This is a genomic window from Streptomyces sp. NRRL S-455 (assembly GCF_000717875.1).
In the GTDB taxonomy this organism is placed as follows: domain Bacteria; phylum Actinomycetota; class Actinomycetes; order Streptomycetales; family Streptomycetaceae; genus Streptomyces.
Genome location: NZ_JOCT01000004.1, coordinates 328,399 through 344,293, shown reverse-complemented (window position 1 = coordinate 344,293; position 15,895 = coordinate 328,399). Strand labels below are relative to the sequence as shown.

At 71.3% G+C, this 15,895-nt stretch carries 15 protein-coding genes; 6 read left to right on the top strand and 9 right to left on the bottom strand.

The window, feature by feature from the left end; translation table 11 throughout:
• Positions 1-3 precede the first annotated feature (3 nt).
• Positions 4-966, bottom strand: a complete 963-nt coding sequence (deoC, locus tag IE97_RS0107195) for a deoxyribose-phosphate aldolase (protein ID WP_030233187.1) — start codon at positions 964-966, stop codon at positions 4-6.
• A 100-nt stretch (positions 967-1,066) separates the two neighbouring features.
• Between deoC and IE97_RS0107190 the strand changes: the two genes are divergently transcribed.
• Positions 1,067-1,783 carry a PH domain-containing protein gene (locus IE97_RS0107190; protein ID WP_030233185.1) on the top strand — a complete coding sequence of 239 codons (717 nt, stop codon included), beginning with the start codon at positions 1,067-1,069 and terminating at the stop codon, positions 1,781-1,783.
• Between the two features lie 103 nt (positions 1,784-1,886).
• Here the strand turns inward: IE97_RS0107190 and IE97_RS0107185 are convergent, their stop codons facing one another.
• The 3 genes from IE97_RS0107185 to IE97_RS0107175 form a co-directional block, all read right to left on the bottom strand.
• Positions 1,887-3,521 (bottom strand): phospho-sugar mutase, encoded by a 1,635-nt coding sequence (locus tag IE97_RS0107185; protein ID WP_030233182.1) that lies wholly within the window; start codon positions 3,519-3,521, stop codon positions 1,887-1,889.
• Positions 3,522-3,835: 314 nt separating this feature from the next.
• Positions 3,836-4,660 (bottom strand): purine-nucleoside phosphorylase, encoded by an 825-nt coding sequence (locus tag IE97_RS0107180; protein ID WP_030233168.1) that lies wholly within the window; start codon positions 4,658-4,660, stop codon positions 3,836-3,838.
• Between the two features lie 108 nt (positions 4,661-4,768).
• Positions 4,769-5,206 carry a gamma-glutamylcyclotransferase gene (locus IE97_RS0107175; protein ID WP_030233165.1) on the bottom strand — a complete coding sequence of 146 codons (438 nt, stop codon included), beginning with the start codon at positions 5,204-5,206 and terminating at the stop codon, positions 4,769-4,771.
• 97 nt (positions 5,207-5,303) lie between these two features.
• Between IE97_RS0107175 and IE97_RS0107170 the strand changes: the two genes are divergently transcribed.
• Positions 5,304-6,752 (top strand): NAD(P)H-quinone dehydrogenase, encoded by a 1,449-nt coding sequence (locus tag IE97_RS0107170; protein WP_030233163.1) that lies wholly within the window; start codon positions 5,304-5,306, stop codon positions 6,750-6,752.
• Positions 6,753-6,917: 165 nt separating this feature from the next.
• On the top strand, positions 6,918-7,898 hold the full coding sequence (locus tag IE97_RS0107165) for a DeoR/GlpR family DNA-binding transcription regulator (RefSeq protein ID WP_078603120.1): 981 nt from the start codon (positions 6,918-6,920) through the stop codon (positions 7,896-7,898).
• Positions 7,899-8,102: 204 nt separating this feature from the next.
• On the opposite strand, the gene IE97_RS0107160 is transcribed toward IE97_RS0107165, so the two are convergent.
• On the bottom strand, positions 8,103-9,875 hold the full coding sequence (locus tag IE97_RS0107160; RefSeq protein WP_030233157.1) for an acetyl/propionyl/methylcrotonyl-CoA carboxylase subunit alpha: 1,773 nt from the start codon (positions 9,873-9,875) through the stop codon (positions 8,103-8,105).
• 346 nt (positions 9,876-10,221) lie between these two features.
• Between IE97_RS0107160 and IE97_RS0107155 the strand changes: the two genes are divergently transcribed.
• Positions 10,222-10,713 (top strand): hypothetical protein, encoded by a 492-nt coding sequence (locus IE97_RS0107155; RefSeq protein WP_037844099.1) that lies wholly within the window; start codon positions 10,222-10,224, stop codon positions 10,711-10,713.
• Here the strand turns inward: IE97_RS0107155 and IE97_RS0107150 are convergent.
• The 4 genes from IE97_RS0107150 to IE97_RS0107135 form a co-directional block, all read right to left on the bottom strand.
• Complete coding sequence (locus IE97_RS0107150) at positions 10,682-11,302, bottom strand: Maf family protein (RefSeq protein WP_030233150.1); 621 nt, start codon at positions 11,300-11,302, stop codon at positions 10,682-10,684. The two genes, IE97_RS0107155 and IE97_RS0107150, sit on opposite strands and share 32 nt — an antisense overlap.
• Before the next feature lie 18 nt (positions 11,303-11,320).
• On the bottom strand, positions 11,321-11,449 hold the full coding sequence (mmpB, locus tag IE97_RS43425) for a morphogenic membrane protein MmpB (protein ID WP_267881697.1): 129 nt from the start codon (positions 11,447-11,449) through the stop codon (positions 11,321-11,323).
• A gap of 101 nt (positions 11,450-11,550) precedes the next feature.
• On the bottom strand, positions 11,551-11,760 hold the full coding sequence (locus IE97_RS0107140) for an acyl-CoA carboxylase epsilon subunit (RefSeq protein ID WP_030233147.1): 210 nt from the start codon (positions 11,758-11,760) through the stop codon (positions 11,551-11,553).
• A 15-nt stretch (positions 11,761-11,775) separates the two neighbouring features.
• On the bottom strand, positions 11,776-13,380 hold the full coding sequence (locus IE97_RS0107135; RefSeq protein WP_030233144.1) for an acyl-CoA carboxylase subunit beta: 1,605 nt from the start codon (positions 13,378-13,380) through the stop codon (positions 11,776-11,778).
• Between the two features lie 194 nt (positions 13,381-13,574).
• Between IE97_RS0107135 and IE97_RS0107130 the strand changes: the two genes are divergently transcribed.
• Both IE97_RS0107130 and IE97_RS0107125 read left to right on the top strand, forming a co-directional pair.
• Positions 13,575-14,468, top strand: coding sequence for a biotin--[acetyl-CoA-carboxylase] ligase (locus tag IE97_RS0107130; RefSeq protein WP_030233140.1), 894 nt, complete (start codon positions 13,575-13,577; stop codon positions 14,466-14,468).
• Positions 14,469-14,757: 289 nt separating this feature from the next.
• The gene (locus IE97_RS0107125; RefSeq protein ID WP_030233138.1) at positions 14,758-15,861 is read left to right on the top strand and encodes an adenylate/guanylate cyclase domain-containing protein; all 1,104 of its coding nucleotides are present in this window, start codon (positions 14,758-14,760) and stop codon (positions 15,859-15,861) included.
• The last annotated feature ends 34 nt before the right edge of the window (positions 15,862-15,895 follow it).

Here is a 15,895-nt window from a genome sequence, read left to right as displayed (position 1 = left end):
TGATCAGTCCACCGTCACGTAGTCGGGGCCGGAGTAGCGGCCGGTGGCCAGCTTCTGGCGCTGCATCAGCAGGTCGTTCAGCAGCGAGGAGGCGCCGAAGCGGAACCAGTGGTTGTCCAGCCAGTCCTCGCCCGCCGTCTCGTTGACCAGGACGAGGAACTTGACGGCGTCCTTGGAGGTGCGGATGCCGCCGGCCGGCTTCACGCCGACCTGGATGCCGGTCTGGGCCCGGAAGTCCCGTACGGCTTCCAGCATCAGGAGGGTGTTGGCGGGGGTCGCGTTGACGGCGACCTTGCCGGTCGAGGTCTTGATGAAGTCCGCCCCCGCCAGCATGCCGAGCCAGCTCGCGCGGCGGATGTTGTCGTAGGTCGACAGCTCGCCCGTCTCGAAGATGACCTTCAGGCGGGCGGACGTCCCGCAGGCCTCCTTCACGGCGGTGATCTCGTCGTACACCTTCAGGTACCGGCCCGCGAGGAACGCCCCGCGGTCGATGACCATGTCGATCTCGTCGGCGCCCGCGGCGACGGCCTCACGGACGTCGGCCAGCTTGACGCCGATCGGGGCGCGGCCCGCCGGGAACGCCGTGGCGACGGAGGCGACCTTCACGCCGGAACCGGCCACGGCCTCCTTGGCCACGGGCACCATGTCGGGGTAGACGCAGACGGCGGCCGTGCTGGGCGCCGTACGATCGGTGGGGTCGGGGTTGACCGCCTTCGCGCCGAGCGCCCGGACCTTGCCCGGGGTGTCCGCTCCTTCCAGCGTCGTCAGGTCGACCATCGAGATGGCGAGGTCGATGGCGTACGCCTTCGCGGTCGTCTTGATCGAACGGGTACCGAGGGAGGCCGCACGCCCCTCCAGTCCGACCGCGTCGACGCCGGGGAGCCCGTGGAGGAAGCGGCGCAGCGCGCTGTCGGACGCGGCGACGTCCTTGAGGGGGTGAGCTGCGGTGAGTGCAGTACTGGGCATGGTCACCAGACGAGCATATCTACGCGCGTAGCGGCTGTACAGCCCTCCGGTTCTCTCGGGGCGATGACCGACGTACGGACGGGTCCGGCAGAATCGAGGCATGACGAGCCCCGAGTCCCAGTCGCCAGCGCCGCAGCCTTCGGAGCCCGAGTCCAAGGACCGGGTGTACCGGTCGGTCCCGGCCATCGCTGGCGGTGTGCTGCTGCTCGCCATCACCGCATGGCTCGGCCTGGACGCGGTGTTCTCCGGTGATGGCCGCACACCCTGGCTGGCGCTCGCGCTGATGCTGCTCATCGTGCCGCTGGTGACCGCCTTCACCCTGCGGCCCGCGGTGTACGCGGGCTACGACCGGCTGCGCATCCGCAACCCGTTCCGCGTCATCGCGCTGCCCTGGGGGCAGGTCGCCATGCTGAAGTCCACCTACTCCAACGAAGTCATCACCGAGTCCGGCACCAAGTACCAGCTCTGGGCCGTCCCCGTCTCGCTGCGCGCCCGCAAGAAGGCCGCGCGGCGTGAGATGCGGGAGACGGCCGACGCGCGGCGGGCCATGGGACGGGACGACGGGCGGGGCAGTGCGCGCGGGATGGGTGCCGGGGCGGGGGCCGGGGCGGGGACCAGGGGGCGCCCGGGCCACGTGTCCGACGGGCCGGTGCGGGCGGAGACCGACCGGATCATGGACGAACTGCGCGGGCTGCACGAGGCGCGGCATGGGGCGCCGACGGCGCAGGGCGAGGTGAGCGTGCGGTGGGCCTACGAGGTGATGGGGCCGGCGGGTGCCGGCGCACTGCTGACGCTGATCTTGCTGTTGGTGGGGTGACCCCGGGGGGATCACCCGGGGGGGGAGGGGGGAGCTGAAGACCCTCGAAGACCACTGGGGTGCCTGTTCGGGCACCCCAGTGGTCTTTTTGTTCCGGGCGTTCTCAGATTCCTGCCGCCGTCGACAGGTCGCGCTTGATCGACTCCAGCAGTGTCGTCGCCCGGGTGCGGGACGCGGGGAGGTCGGTGTGGGCCGTGACCGGGACGATCACCTCCAGGTAGCACTTCAGCTTCGGCTCCGTGCCGCTGGGGCGGACGATCACGCGTGCGCCGTCGAGGGTGTAGCGCAGGCCGTCGGTGGGCGGGAGGCTCTCCGTGCCCTGGGTGAGGTCCTCGGTGCGGGTGATCGGCAGGCCGGCGAGCTCCGTCGGGGGCTGTTCGCGCAGGCGGCGCATCGCGGCCGTGATGAGGGAGAGGTCCTCGACGCGGACCGAGAGCTGGTCCGTGGCGTGCAGGCCGTGTTCCACGGCCAGGTCGTCGAGGAGGTCGAGGAGCGTGCGGCCCTCCTCCTTCAGGACGGAAGCGAGTTCCGTGATCAGGAGCGCGGCCGTGATGCCGTCCTTGTCGCGTACGCCGTCGGGGTCGACGCAGTAGCCGAGGGCCTCCTCGTAGCCGTAGCGCAGGCCCTCGGCCCGGGCGATCCACTTGAAGCCGGTGAGGGTCTCGACGTGCGGGAGGCCCGCCTTCTCGGCGATCCGGCCGAGGAGGGAGGACGACACGATCGACTCGGCGAAGGTGCCGGTCGCTCCGCGGCGGACCAGGTGGGCGGCGAGCAGCGCGCCGACCTCGTCGCCGCGGAGCATGCGCCAGGCGTCGTCGCCGTCCCGCACCGCGACGGCGCAGCGGTCCGCGTCCGGGTCGTTGGCGATGACCAGGTCGGGGGTGGTTTCGCGCGCGGTGGCGAAGGCCAGGTCCATCGCGCCGGGTTCCTCCGGGTTGGGGAACGCGACGGTCGGGAAGTCCGGGTCGGGTTCGGCCTGCTCCGTGACGAGCTCAGGCTCCGGGAAGCCGGCGCGGGCGAAGGCGGCGAGGAGGACGTCCTTGCCGACGCCGTGCATCGCCGTGTACACCGTGCGGGCGGTACGGGGGGAGTCCTTGGCCAGGACCGCGTCCGTGCGGGCGAGGTAGGCGTCGAGGACGGCGTCGTCGAGAGTGTCCCAGCCTTCGGTGGGGCGGCGGACGGTGGTGAGGGACGGGATCGCGGCGATCTCCGCGGCGATGTCGGCGTCGGCGGGCGGGACGATCTGGGAGCCGTCGCCGAGGTACACCTTGTAGCCGTTGTCGCGGGGCGGATTGTGGCTGGCGGTGACCTCCACGCCGGCGACCGCGCCGAGGTGCCTGATGGCGAAGGCCAGGACGGGGGTGGGGAGGGGGCGGGGGAGGACGGCGGCGCGCAGGCCCGCGCCGGTCATGACGGCGGCGGTGTCCCGGGCGAAGTCGTGTGACTTGTGGCGGGCGTCGTAGCCGATGACGACGAGGCCGTTCTCGTGGCCCTGCTTCTTCAGGTACGCGGCGAGACCGGCGGCGGCGCGGATGACGACCGAGCGGTTCATGCGCATGGGGCCGGCGCCGAGTTCGCCGCGGAGGCCGGCGGTGCCGAACTGGAGGGTGCCGGAGAAGCGGGCGGCGAGTTCGGTGTGGTCCTTGGCGTCGATCAGGCGGGCGAGCTCGGTGCGGGTCTCCGGGTCGGGGTCCTCGGTGAGCCACGCCTGGGCCTGTGCGATGAGTTCGTCGTGCACGGTTTGGGGTCAGCCTCTCCGTTGTCGGTGGGTGCGGTGCCTGCGGCGGCCTGTGGCTGTCGGATACCGACTGACTGTCCGTTGACGCGCCAACCAGCTGCGGGCGGACACCCCCCGACACGTCCCCTTCCGTGCGACGGCGGCTGCGGGTGCGCGGGCCTCCAGCCCGCTTAGCTGCGGGCAGTCGTGCCGCTGGGGGCGGCACGGGTGGGCGTGGGGGTCCCCCCTGTTCGAGCGAAGCCGAGAACTTGGGGGAGGCACCCCGTACCGCCGGGCTGCGGACCCACCCGGCCTCAGCGTGGACGCCGGGTTGCTTACAGGCGTTCCAGGACCTGGGCGAGCAGCGAGCCCATGCGCGTCGCGGAGTCGCGGCCGGCCTGGAGGACCTCCTCGTGGTTCAGGGGTTCCCCGGTCATCCCGGCCGCCAGGTTGGTGACGAGGGAGATGCCGAGAACCTCCGCCCCGGCCTCACGCGCGGCGATCGCCTCCAGGACCGTCGACATGCCCACCAGGTCCGCACCGATGACCCGGGCCATCCGGATCTCGGCCGGAGTTTCGTAGTGCGGGCCGGGGAACTGGGCGTAGACGCCCTCCTCCAGCGTGGGGTCGACCTCCTTGCACAGGGCGCGCAGGCGCGGGGAGTAGAGGTCGGTGAGGTCGACGAAGTTGGCGCCGACGATGGGGGAGGTGGCGGTGAGGTTGATGTGGTCGCTGATCAGGACCGGCTGGCCGGGGCGCATGCCCTCGCGCAGGCCGCCGCAGCCGTTGGTGAGGACGATCGTCTTGCAGCCGGCCGCAACGGCGGTGCGGACACCGTGGGCGACGGCGGCCACGCCGCGGCCCTCGTAGTAGTGGGTACGGCCGAGGAAGACCAGGGCGCGCTTGTCGCCGGTCCGGTAGGAGCGGATCTTGCCGCCGTGCCCTTCGACCGCCGGCGGCGGGAAACCGGGCAGCTCGGTCACCTGGAGCTCGGCCTCGGGAGCGCCGAGGGCGTCCACGGCCGGGGCCCAGCCGGAGCCCATCACGAGGGCGACGTCGTGGGTCTCGGCGCCCGTCAGTTCGCGCAGGCGGGCCGCGGCGGCGTCGGCGGCGGCGTGCGGGTCGCCCTGGATGTCGTCCGGAAGAAGAGATGCGTTCACGCCGTCGAGGGTAGCCGGTGATTGCCTACGCGCGTAGATGGTGGAGCTCACGGGGTAGCGATCGTTGTCTTGTCGTTTCCAACGAGGAGAGGGGAGGAGGGGGAGGTGTCAGCAGGGGCGCTTGCGGAGTTCCATGACGTAGTCGTGGGGGGCACCGGCCGATTCGGCCGCGTCGGCGATCTCGCCCAGGTAGCGGGCGGAGGGCAGGCCGCCCTCGTACGCGTTCAGGGTGAAGGCCCACGCCTGCTCGTCGCCGTCCAGGGTGTGCACCCGTACGCGGGTGCGGCGGTAGATGTCGAGACTCACGCCCTCCCAGCGGTCGAGTGACTCCTCGTCCATGGGGGCGATGTCGTACAGCGCGACGAAGACCTGGGAGGCGGGGTCCTCGACGATCGTCGGCAGGGCGCCCTCCCAGCCCATGTGCTCGCCGCCGAACGTCAGCCGCCACCCGTTCAGCCAGCCGGTGGCGCGCAGCGGCGAATGCGGGGCGCGGCGGGACATCAGCCGCGCGTCGAGGTTGCCGGCGTACGCGGCGTAGAGCGACATGGGGAGAGGGTACGGCAGGTGGCCCGGCGTCACTCGCGTAACAGAGCCGCATCGGGGGCGGGCCCCGGGGCGGTGTCCCGTTGATGGGTGCGGGACAATGGAGTACGTGACTCGGATCGTGATCATCGGTGGCGGACCCGGCGGATACGAAGCGGCGCTGGTGGCCGCTCAACTCGGCGCGGAGGTGACCGTCGTCGACAGCGACGGTCTGGGCGGGGCGTCGGTGCTCACCGACTGCGTACCGTCGAAGACCTTGATCGCCACGGCCGAGGTGATGACCACCTTCGACTCCTCGTACGAGGAGCTGGGGATCATCGTCGCCGACGACACCCCGCACGTGGAGCAGGCCGCCCGGGTGGTGGGTGTCGACCTGGGGAAGGTCAACCGGCGTGTGAAGCGGCTGGCGCTCGCCCAGTCGCACGACATCACCGCCTCCGTGACGCGGGCCGGCGCGCGGGTCATGCGCGGGCGCGGGCGGCTGGAGGGCATGCAGGCGCTCGACGGGTCGCGCAAGGTCGTGGTGCGTGCCGCCGACGGCAGCGAGGAGACGCTGACGGCGGACGCGGTGCTCATCGCCACCGGTGGGCATCCCCGTGAGCTGCCCGACGCCCTGCCCGACGGTGAGCGGATCCTGAACTGGACCCAGGTGTACGACCTCCACGAGCTCCCCGAGGAGCTGATCGTGGTCGGGTCGGGTGTGACGGGTGCCGAGTTCGCGGGTGCCTACCAGGCGCTGGGGTCGAGGGTGACGCTCGTCTCGTCGCGGGACCGTGTGCTGCCGGGCGAGGACCCGGACGCGGCCGCCGTGCTGGAGGACGTCTTCCGTCGGCGCGGTATGAACGTCATGGGGCGGTCCCGGGCGCAGTCCGCCAAGCGCGTCGGGGACCGGGTCGAGGTGACCCTCGCCGACGGGCGGGTGATCACCGGGTCGCATTGCCTCATGGCCGTCGGTGCCGTTCCCAACAGCGCGGGCCTGGGCCTGGAGGAGGCCGGGGTCAGGCTGCGCGAGTCCGGTCACATCTGGACCGACAAGGTGTCGCGTACGACCGCTCCCGGCGTGTACGCGGCCGGTGACGTGACGGGTGTGTTCGCCCTCGCCTCGGTGGCCGCCATGCAGGGACGTATCGCCATGTACCACTTCCTGGGCGACGCCGTGGCCCCGCTGAACCTGAAGACCGTCTCGTCGAACGTCTTCACCGACCCGGAGATCGCCACCGTCGGCTACACCCAGGCCGACGTCGATGGCGGGAAGATCGACGCCCGGGTGGTGAAGCTGCCGCTGCTGCGCAACCCGCGGGCGAAGATGCAGGGCATCCGCGACGGCTTCGTCAAGATCTTCTGCCGGCCGGGGACCGGGATCGTGGTCGGTGGTGTGGTCGTGGCGCCGCGCGCCTCGGAACTGATCCACCCCATCTCGCTCGCGGTCGACAACAACCTGACGGTCGAACAGATCGCGAACGCCTTCACTGTCTACCCCTCGCTGTCGGGCTCGATCGCCGAGGTGGCACGGCAGTTGCACACGCGCAAGGAGACCGCCGAGAGCTGAGGCCGAAACCGACTCCCCGCTGGTCACGGGGAGTGTTCGACCTTGTGTGCGACGCGGGCGGCCTGGCTAGGCCCTATATCACTTGGCGCTGCTCCGTGCGAACATCTTCTGCTATTCAGCGCAAACTGCTGAAAGCAGACGGTCGTCGGCGTTACTGTCAGTTTCGTGTTCGCTGCAGAACGTCGCCAATTGATCCTCGAAATGGTGCGAGCGAACGGGGCTGTGTCGCTCCGTGAGCTCGCCCGCGTCGTCCAGACCTCCGAAGTGACCGTACGGCGGGACGTGCGCGCTCTGGAGGCAGAAGGACTCCTCGACCGCCGGCACGGCGGTGCGGTACTGCCGGGCGGTTTCACGCGGGAGTCCGGCTTTCCGCAGAAGTCTCATCTCGCGACCGCCGAGAAGACCGCCATCGCCGACCTCGCCGCGAATCTCGTGGAGGAGGGCGAGGCGATCGTGGTCGGGGCGGGTACGACGACCCAGGAGCTGGCCCGCCGGCTCGCCCGGGTGCCCGGGCTGACCGTCGTCACCAACTCACTGCTGGTGGCGCAGGCCCTGGCCCACGCCAACCGGGTCGAGGTCGTGATGACCGGCGGGACACTCCGCGGTTCGAACTACGCCCTGGTCGGCAGCGGTGCCGAGCAGTCCCTGCACGGACTGCGGGTGTCGCGGGCCTTCCTCTCCGGAAGCGGTCTGACCGCGGAGCGCGGGCTGTCCACGTCCAACATGCTGTCGGCGTCCGTGGACCGGGCGCTGGTGCAGGCCGCGGCGGAGGTGGTCGTGCTCGCCGACCACACGAAGCTCGGTACGGACACCATGTTCCAGACCGTGCCGACCGATCTCATCACCCGCCTCGTGACGGACGAGCCGCCCGCGCATGACGAGCGCGCGGCTACGGAGCTTCAGGCTCTGGCCGACCAGGGCGTGCAGATCGCCGTGGCCGGGGGGCAAGGGGGTTCGGCGGGGGCGGCGGCCCCTGGGGGTGAATCCGTCCCCGGGCGTCAGCATCGGCGGGATGTGCCGTTGCCGGGGCCTCGGCGGCAGGTGCCGGGGGGTGGGGGCCAGGGGGGATTGAGGTCCGCCGCGATGCTCGGGGAGCAGGGGGGCGGGGCTGAGCGGGCGCGGGTGGCTGATCTGCGGAGGCGGTGACGGGGGCCGGCGGTGGGGTGAGCCGCTGTTGGCTGATAGGTACCCGGTGTTGCTGTCGGCACGGGGCGTCCGCAGCTGGTTGGCGCGTCAACGGACAGTCAATCGGTCTCCGACCCCATCGCGCCGTTCCGAGGACGGACACCCCCCGGCGCGGCCCCGACCCACCACCAGTGGGCAGGCGCTCGCGCCAGGGGACAAACGGCGTCAGTCCTTGATCTCGCAGATCGCCCCGCCCGAGGTGACCGACGCGCCGATCTCGGCCGACAGGCCCTTGATCGTGCCGGACTTGTGGGCGTTGAGGGGCTGCTCCATCTTCATGGCCTCGAGGACGACGACCAGGTCGCCCTCCTTGACCTCCTGGCCCTCCTCGACCGCGACCTTGACGATGGTGCCCTGCATCGGCGAGGCGAGGGTGTCGCCGGAGGCGACGGGGCCCGACTTCTTCGCCGCGCGGCGCTTGGGCTTGGCCCCGGCCGCGAGGCCGGTGCGGGCCAGGGACATCCCCAGCGAGGACGGGAGGGAGACCTCCAGGCGCTTGCCGCCGACCTCGACGACGACCGTCTCGCGGCCCGGCTCCTCGTCCGTCTCCGTGTCGGCCGGCGCCGCGAACGGCTTGATCTCGTTGACGAACTCCGTCTCGATCCAGCGGGTGTGGACCGTGAAGGGCGCGTCCGAACCCGTGAGTTCAGGGGCGAACGCCGGGTCCTTCACCACCGTGCGGTGGAACGGGATCGCCGTGGCCATGCCTTCGACCTGGAACTCCTCCAGCGCTCGCGCGGCCCGCTCCAGGGCCTCCTTGCGCGTGCGGCCGGTGACGATCAGCTTGGCCAGCAGCGAGTCCCACGCGGGGCCGATGACCGAGCCCGACTCGACGCCCGCGTCCAGACGGACACCCGGGCCGGACGGCGCGTCGAACTTCGTGACCGTGCCGGGGGCCGGCAGGAAGTTGCGGCCCGGGTCCTCGCCGTTGATGCGGAACTCGAACGAGTGGCCCCGGAGCACCGGGTCGTCGTAACCCAGCTCCTCGCCGTCGGCGATACGGAACATCTCCCGGACGAGGTCGATCCCGGCGACCTCCTCGGTGACCGGGTGCTCCACCTGCAGGCGGGTGTTGACCTCCAGGAAGGAGATCGTGCCGTCGTTGCCGACCAGGAACTCGACCGTGCCGGCGCCGACGTAGCCGGCCTCCTTCAGGATCGCCTTCGAAGCGCTGTACAGCTCGGCGACCTGCGCCTCGGAGAGGAACGGCGCGGGCGCCTCCTCGACCAGCTTCTGGTGCCGGCGCTGCAGGGAGCAGTCACGGGTGGAGACCACCACGACGTTGCCGTGCTGGTCGGCGAGGCACTGCGTCTCCACGTGCCGCGGCTTGTCGAGGTAGCGCTCGACGAAGCACTCACCCCGGCCGAACGCGGCGACCGCCTCACGGACGGCCGAGTCGTACAGCTCCGGGACCTCTTCCAGCGTCCGCGCCACCTTCAGGCCGCGACCGCCGCCACCGAAGGCCGCCTTGATCGCGATCGGCAGACCGTGCTGCTCGGCGAAGGCGACGACCTCCTCGGCACCCGAGACCGGGTCGGGCGTGCCGGCCACCAGCGGGGCACCCGCGCGCTGCGCGATGTGCCGGGCCGCGACCTTGTCGCCCAGGTCGCGGATCGCCTGCGGCGGCGGGCCGATCCAGATCAGGCCCGCGTCCAGGACCGCCTGCGCGAACTCCGCGTTCTCGGAGAGGAAGCCGTAGCCGGGGTGGATCGCGTCCGCCCCGGACTCACGGGCGGCGCCCAGCACCTTCTCGATGTCGAGGTAACTGGTGCCCGGGGTGTCACCGCCCAGGGCGAACGCCTCATCCGCGGCGCGGACATGCAGAGCGTCCCGGTCCGGGTCGGCGTAGACGGCAACGCTCGCGATCCCGGCGTCCCGGCAGGCCCGGGCCACGCGGACAGCGATTTCGCCACGGTTGGCGATGAGCACCTTGCGCACGATTGAGGCTCCCTCCTTGAAACAAGCCGAGTTTAGGGACTGCCGACACGGCACTTCGACCCGTCCCCAGTGGTGAGCTTGCCCACACGGAGCGTGATGCGAGGCTCGCTCGACCCGCAGAATCCCTTGTCGCACCGTGGTACGCAGCACTCCTCCGGGAAACCCTAGCCGTCCCCTGTGGTCAAGGTCTCTGTCATCACGTGCTGCGGGCCACTCGGTTTCTTTGTGGAGTCCCTACGAATGGCCCAATGATTCTTTGCCGGCCGCCGAGCCCTTGTCCCTGGGATTACTGGTTAGTAGCCTTCGCGGCGTTCTCGAACGTACTAGGGGTAAGTGGGTGGGCCCGGTGGTGCGCAGGCCGGTGGCGTGGATCGTGGCGGTGGTGCTCTTCGGCGAGGCGTTCGGCATCGCCGCGCTGAACTGGTTCCTCGGAGTTGTCGTCGACCGGCAGGACATGTCCCTGGCCGGGCTCGACCCGCACATGATGTCGGTGTCGTCGAAGATCGGCGGCGTCGTCTTCGGCCTCTACTTCGCGCTGTGCGGCCTGGTCGCCCTGCTGGTGGCACTGCGGAACCGGCGCCCGGCGGGCCTGGGGCGCGTGCTGCTGATCAGCGCGGCGGTCGTGCACGGGCTGCTGGGCGCGTTCACCTGGGGGCCGGTCGGCTGGCCGGCGTTCGTGTACATGGAGCTGGTGCTCGGCCTGATCGTGCTGCTGCTGATGACGTACGACGGTCCGGCCGAACCCGCCGACGCCGAGCCCGCCGACGCCGTGCCCGGGGACGGGGCGGGCGACAGCGGGGCCCCGGTCACTTCTCCGCCGGCGCCCACAGCTCCGTGATGCCGACGCCCAGGTCGGCGAGGAGCCGCCGGACGAGGGGCAGGCTGATGCCGATCACGTTGCCGTGGTCGCCGTCGATGCCGTCGATGAACGGCGCCGAGCGGCCGTCGAGCGTGAATGCCCCGGCGACGTAGAGGGGTTCTCCGGAGGCGACGTACGCGGCGATCTCCTCGTCGGTGGGGTCGCCGAAGTGGACGACCGTGGACGCGGTGGCGGAGGCGTACCGGCCGGTGACCGTGTCGTAGACGCAGTGGCCGGTCTGGAGGGTCCCGGCCCGTCCGCGCATCGCCTTCCAGCGCGCGGTGGCCTCCTCGGCGTCCGCCGGCTTGCCGAGGGCCTGGCCGTCCAGGTCCAGCACCGAGTCGCAGCCGATCACGATCGCGCCCCCGACGTCGGGACGGGCGGCCACGACGGAGGCCTTCGCCTCGGCGAGGGCGAGCGCCAGCTCGGCGGGGGTCGGGGCGGTGACGGCGTCCTCGTCGACGCCGCTCACGATCACCTCGGGGGCGAGTCCGGCCTGGCGGAGCAGTCCCAGCCGGGCGGGGGACTGGGAGGCGAGGACGAGTCGGCGGCGCGGCTGATCTGTCATGCGTTCAGCGTATCGGCGTCACCTGACGCCGATCACGAGCATGGCCAGGAACATGGCCAGTGCCATGAGAACGCCCAGTCGCCGAAGCTTGTCCTGCATGTCGCGCAGTTCTTTCGGCGGTTCGTTCTCGGGGTCGGACCACAGCATGTCACCAGCGTGCGGCGGGTCCGGGCCCGAGCGCCTGAGTACGAGTACTCAAGTTGCCGGCCCGCAGCCGGTTGGTGCTCCGGCTGCGGGCCGCGGGACTGTCAGGCCGGCCAGTAGGTGCGGCCCCACGACGCGGGCCCCGGCTGGGGCAGGCGGTGTGCCGCGATACGGGACGGGTCGGACCAGGAGTCGCGGGTTGCCGGCGCGCCGGGCGGCGTTGCCGCTGCCGCCGCGGCGCGGGCCCTGACCACCGCCAGGGCGGCGGCGAGCTCCTCCGGGGTCGGGTTGCCCCGTACGACCTTGATCGTCATCTGGGCTCCTGGTGGCTAGAGGGGGATGTTTCCGTGCTTCTTCGGAGGCAGGGATTCCCGCTTCGTCCGCAGTTGACGCAGACCCCGTACGACGTGCCGACGGGTCTCGGACGGCATGATCACCGCGTCGACGTAGCCGCGCTCGGCCGCGACGTACGGGTTGAGGAGCGTGTCCTCGTACTCCTGGATCAGCCGGGCCCGGACCGCCTCCAGGTCCTCGCCGCCCGCCTCCGCCTCGGCCAGGGTGCGGCGGTGCAGGATGTTGACCGCGCCCTGGGCGCCCATGACGGCGATCTGGGCGGTGGGCCAGGCGAGGTTGAGGTCGGCGCCCAGGTGCTTGGAGCCCATGACGTCGTACGCCCCGCCGAACGCCTTGCGGGTGATGACGGTGATGAGCGGGACGGTCGCCTCGGCGTACGCGTAGATCAGCTTGGCGCCGCGCCGGATGATGCCGTCGTGCTCCTGGCCCACGCCGGGCAGGAAGCCGGGGACGTCGACGAAGGTGATGACCGGGACGTTGAAGGCGTCGCAGGTGCGCACGAAGCGGGCCGCCTTCTCGCTGGCCTTGATGTCCAGACACCCGGCGAGCTGCGTCGGCTGGTTGGCGACGATGCCGACCGGGCGCCCCTCGACCCGGCCGAAACCGGTGACGATGTTCGGCGCGAACAGCGGCTGCGTCTCGAAGAACTCGGCGTCGTCCAGGACGTGCTCGATCACCGCGTGCATGTCGTACGGCTGGTTCGCGCTGTCCGGGACGATCACGTCCAGCTCGCGGTCCTCGTCGGTGAGCTCGAGGTCGGCCTCCTCGGGGAAGGACGGCGGCTCGGAGAGGTTGTTGGACGGCAGGTACGACAACAGCTGCTTGATGTACTCGATCGCGTCCTTCTCGTCCCCGGCCATGTGGTGGGCCACACCGGAGGTCGAGTTGTGCGTCCGGGCGCCGCCCAGCTCCTCGAAGCCGACGTCCTCGCCGGTGACGGTCTTGATGACGTCGGGCCCGGTGATGAACATGTGCGAGGTCTGGTCGACCATGACCGTGAAGTCGGTGATGGCGGGGGAGTAGACGGCCCCGCCCGCACACGGGCCGACGACCAGGCTGATCTGCGGGATCACACCGGAGGCGTGGGTGTTGCGGCGGAAGATCTCGCCGTAGGCGCCCAGCGAGGCCACGCCCTCCTGGATACGGGCGCCACCGGAGTCGTTGATGCCGATGACCGGGCAGCCGGTCTTCAGCGCGAAGTCCATGACCTTGACGATCTTCTGCCCGTAGACCTCGCCGAGGGCTCCGCCGAAGACGGTGAAGTCCTGCGAGAACACGGCGACGGGGCGGCCGTCGACGGTGCCGTACCCGGTGACGACCCCGTCCCCGTACGGCCGGTTGCTGTCGAGGCCGAAATTGGTGGAGCGGTGCCGGGCGAACTCGTCGAGTTCGACGAAGGAACCCTCGTCGAGCAGGAGCTCGATCCGTTCACGGGCCGTCAGCTTGCCCTTGGCGTGCTGCTTTTCGACGGCGCGTGCGGAGCCGGCGTGCGTCGCTTCCTCGATGCGGCGCTGCAGATCCGCGAGCTTGCCCGCGGTCGTGTGAATGTCAGGCTGCTGCTGCTCTTCCGGCTCGGACATCGGGATGCGGCTCCCTGCCTGCTCAAAAGGGGGGACGGTTACTCATCCGTAGACTAGTGGGGTGCCTTCGCATCGGCAGTGCGGCGTTTACCACACCGTCCCTGTCTTCCCAGGAACGCCGATGAGATCTACGGGGCCGGGCTGGGATCCGTTCCCTCTGCGGGATGGGGGATGTCAAACCTAGGGTGGCTTGCATGAAGACGCCACCAGGTGCAGATGGAAACCCCCCGGACGGGCCCCGTGAGCCGAGGCCCAGCCGATGGTCCGACCTCGATCGCCCGCCCCTCAACGCCACCGCCCTGCGCCGGGGCCTGGTGCGCGAGGGAGCGCTGTGGTCGGAGGTGGACGTGGTGCAGTGCACCGGCTCCACCAACTCCGACCTGGTGGCCCGGGCGGGCGAGGGCAGGGCCGCGGAGGGTGCGGTGCTGGTCGCCGAGGAGCAGACCGCCGGGCGGGGGCGCCTCGACCGGCAGTGGACGGCTCCGCCGCGCTCGGGCCTGTTCTTCTCCGTGCTGCTCACGCCGGGCGAGGTACCGGTGGCGCGGTGGGGGTGGCTGCCGCTGCTCACGGGGGTGGCGGTGGCGACGGGGCTGTCCCGGGCGGCGGGTGTGGACACGGCGCTGAAGTGGCCGAACGACCTGCTGGTCACGGTGGGGGGAGAGGAACGCAAGGCCGGGGGCATCCTGGCCGAGCGGGCCGGGGACGGCGGGGTCGTGATCGGCGTCGGCGTCAATGTGTCCCTGAAGGCGGACGAGCTGCCGGTGCCGACGGCGGGGTCGCTGGCGCTGGCGGGGGCCGTGAGTACGGACCGGGATCCGTTGCTCCGGGGAGTGCTTCGTTCGCTGGAGGAGTGGTACGGGAAGTGGCGTGCGGCCGGGGGTGATGCGGGGGCATGCGGGCTGCAGGAGGCGTATGTGGCGGGGTGCGCGACGCTTCGGAGGGAAGTGCGGGCGGAGTTGCCGGGGGATCGGGCCGTTGTGGGGGAAGCGGTGGCTGTGGACGGGGACGGACGATTGGTGCTGGCTACCGGGGAGGGGGTGCAGGAGCCTGTCGGGGCCGGGGACATCGTGCACCTGAGGCCGGTATGAGCTGAAGTGGGGGTGGGGCCGCAGCCCGGCGGAACGGGGTGCCGCTGCGCCCACCCGTGCCGCCCCAGCGGCACGACTGCCCGCAGCTAAGTGCGCCGATCAGCGTCATTCAGGCCGATCGGGGGTCCAGGGGGCGGAGCCCCTTGGGGGCGGTGGGGCAGCGCCGAGTGCCTTCCCAGCGCCGGGCGCGCACCCATCGGCTGAACCTAACGGAGTGAGCTGGCGCACACCTGCCGTAGAGTTGAGGCCGGTCGATACATGACCGTGACAGATCGGAAGGGCAACACGCGTGACCGTCGACGACTCGGGTTCCGGCGAGGACGCGCAGGGCGCCGACTCCGGCGAGGATCCGCTCGCCCTGCGCCTCGAAGGGCTCATCCTGGGCGCCGAGCGCCGCTACACCCCGTTTCAGGCGGCCCGCAGCGCCGGCGTCTCCATGGAACTGGCGTCCCGCTTCTGGCGGGCGATGGGTTTCGCCGACATCGGGCAGGCCAAGGCCCTCACCGAGGCGGACGTCCTGGCCCTGCGGCGGCTCGCCGGCCTCGTCGAGGCGGGCCTGCTGAGCGAGGCGATGGCCGTACAGGTGGCCCGGTCCACCGGGCAGACCACCGCGCGGCTCGCCGAGTGGCAGATCGACTCCTTCCTGGAGGGGCTGACCGAGCCGCCCGAGCCGGGCATGACGCGCACCGAGGTGACGTACCCGATCGTCGAGCTGCTCCTGCCCGAGCTGGAGGAGTTCCTTGTCTACGTCTGGCGTCGTCAGCTCGCCGCCTCGGCCGGACGGGTCGTGCAGGCCGCGGACGACGAGGAGATGGTCGACCGGCGGCTCGCGGTCGGTTTCGCGGACCTGGTCGGATTCACCCGGCTGACCCGCCGGATGGAGGAGGAGGAGCTCGGAGAGCTGGTCGAGGCGTTCGAGACCACGGCCGCCGACCTGGTGGCCGCGAACGGCGGTCGGCTGATCAAGACCCTCGGTGACGAGGTCCTGTACGCCGCCGACGACGCGGGCACGGCCGCCGAGATCGCCCTGCGCCTGATCGAGACCATGGCGCACGACGAGACGATGCCGGAGCTGCGCGTGGGCATGGCGTTCGGGACGGTGACCACCCGAATGGGCGATGTCTTCGGTACGACCGTGAATCTGGCCTCCCGGCTCACCTCGATAGCCCCGAAGGACGCCGTCCTCGTCGACAGCGCCTTCGCCGAGGAGCTGATCCGCACGCGGGACGCCCCGGCCTCCGAGGCGGAGGCGGCCGAGGAGGCCGCCGCGGCGGAGAAGGAGGGCGAGGAGCCGCCGGTGTACCGGTTCGGGTTGCAGCCGATGTGGCAGCGGCCGGTGCGCGGGCTGGGCGTCGTGGAACCGTGGCTGCTCACGCGGCGGGACGGCGGCTGACGGGGGTCCGTCGGGGGCGTTTCCGCGACGCGGC

Coding starts and splice junctions, on each gene's coding strand:
- mmpB (WP_267881697.1), bottom strand. CDS start 11,449: ATGCTGTGGTCCGACCCCGAGAACGAACCGCCGAAAGAACTGCGCGAC.
- IE97_RS0107140 (WP_030233147.1), bottom strand. CDS start 11,760: ATGACGATCAAGGTCGTACGGGGCAACCCGACCCCGGAGGAGCTCGCC.
- deoC (WP_030233187.1), bottom strand. CDS start 966: ATGCCCAGTACTGCACTCACCGCAGCTCACCCCCTCAAGGACGTCGCC.
- IE97_RS0107190 (WP_030233185.1), top strand. CDS start 1,067: ATGACGAGCCCCGAGTCCCAGTCGCCAGCGCCGCAGCCTTCGGAGCCC.
- IE97_RS0107170 (WP_030233163.1), top strand. CDS start 5,304: ATGGAGTACGTGACTCGGATCGTGATCATCGGTGGCGGACCCGGCGGA.
- IE97_RS0107135 (WP_030233144.1), bottom strand. CDS start 13,380: ATGTCCGAGCCGGAAGAGCAGCAGCAGCCTGACATTCACACGACCGCG.
- IE97_RS0107150 (WP_030233150.1), bottom strand. CDS start 11,302: ATGACAGATCAGCCGCGCCGCCGACTCGTCCTCGCCTCCCAGTCCCCC.
- IE97_RS0107130 (WP_030233140.1), top strand. CDS start 13,575: ATGAAGACGCCACCAGGTGCAGATGGAAACCCCCCGGACGGGCCCCGT.
- IE97_RS0107175 (WP_030233165.1), bottom strand. CDS start 5,206: ATGTCGCTCTACGCCGCGTACGCCGGCAACCTCGACGCGCGGCTGATG.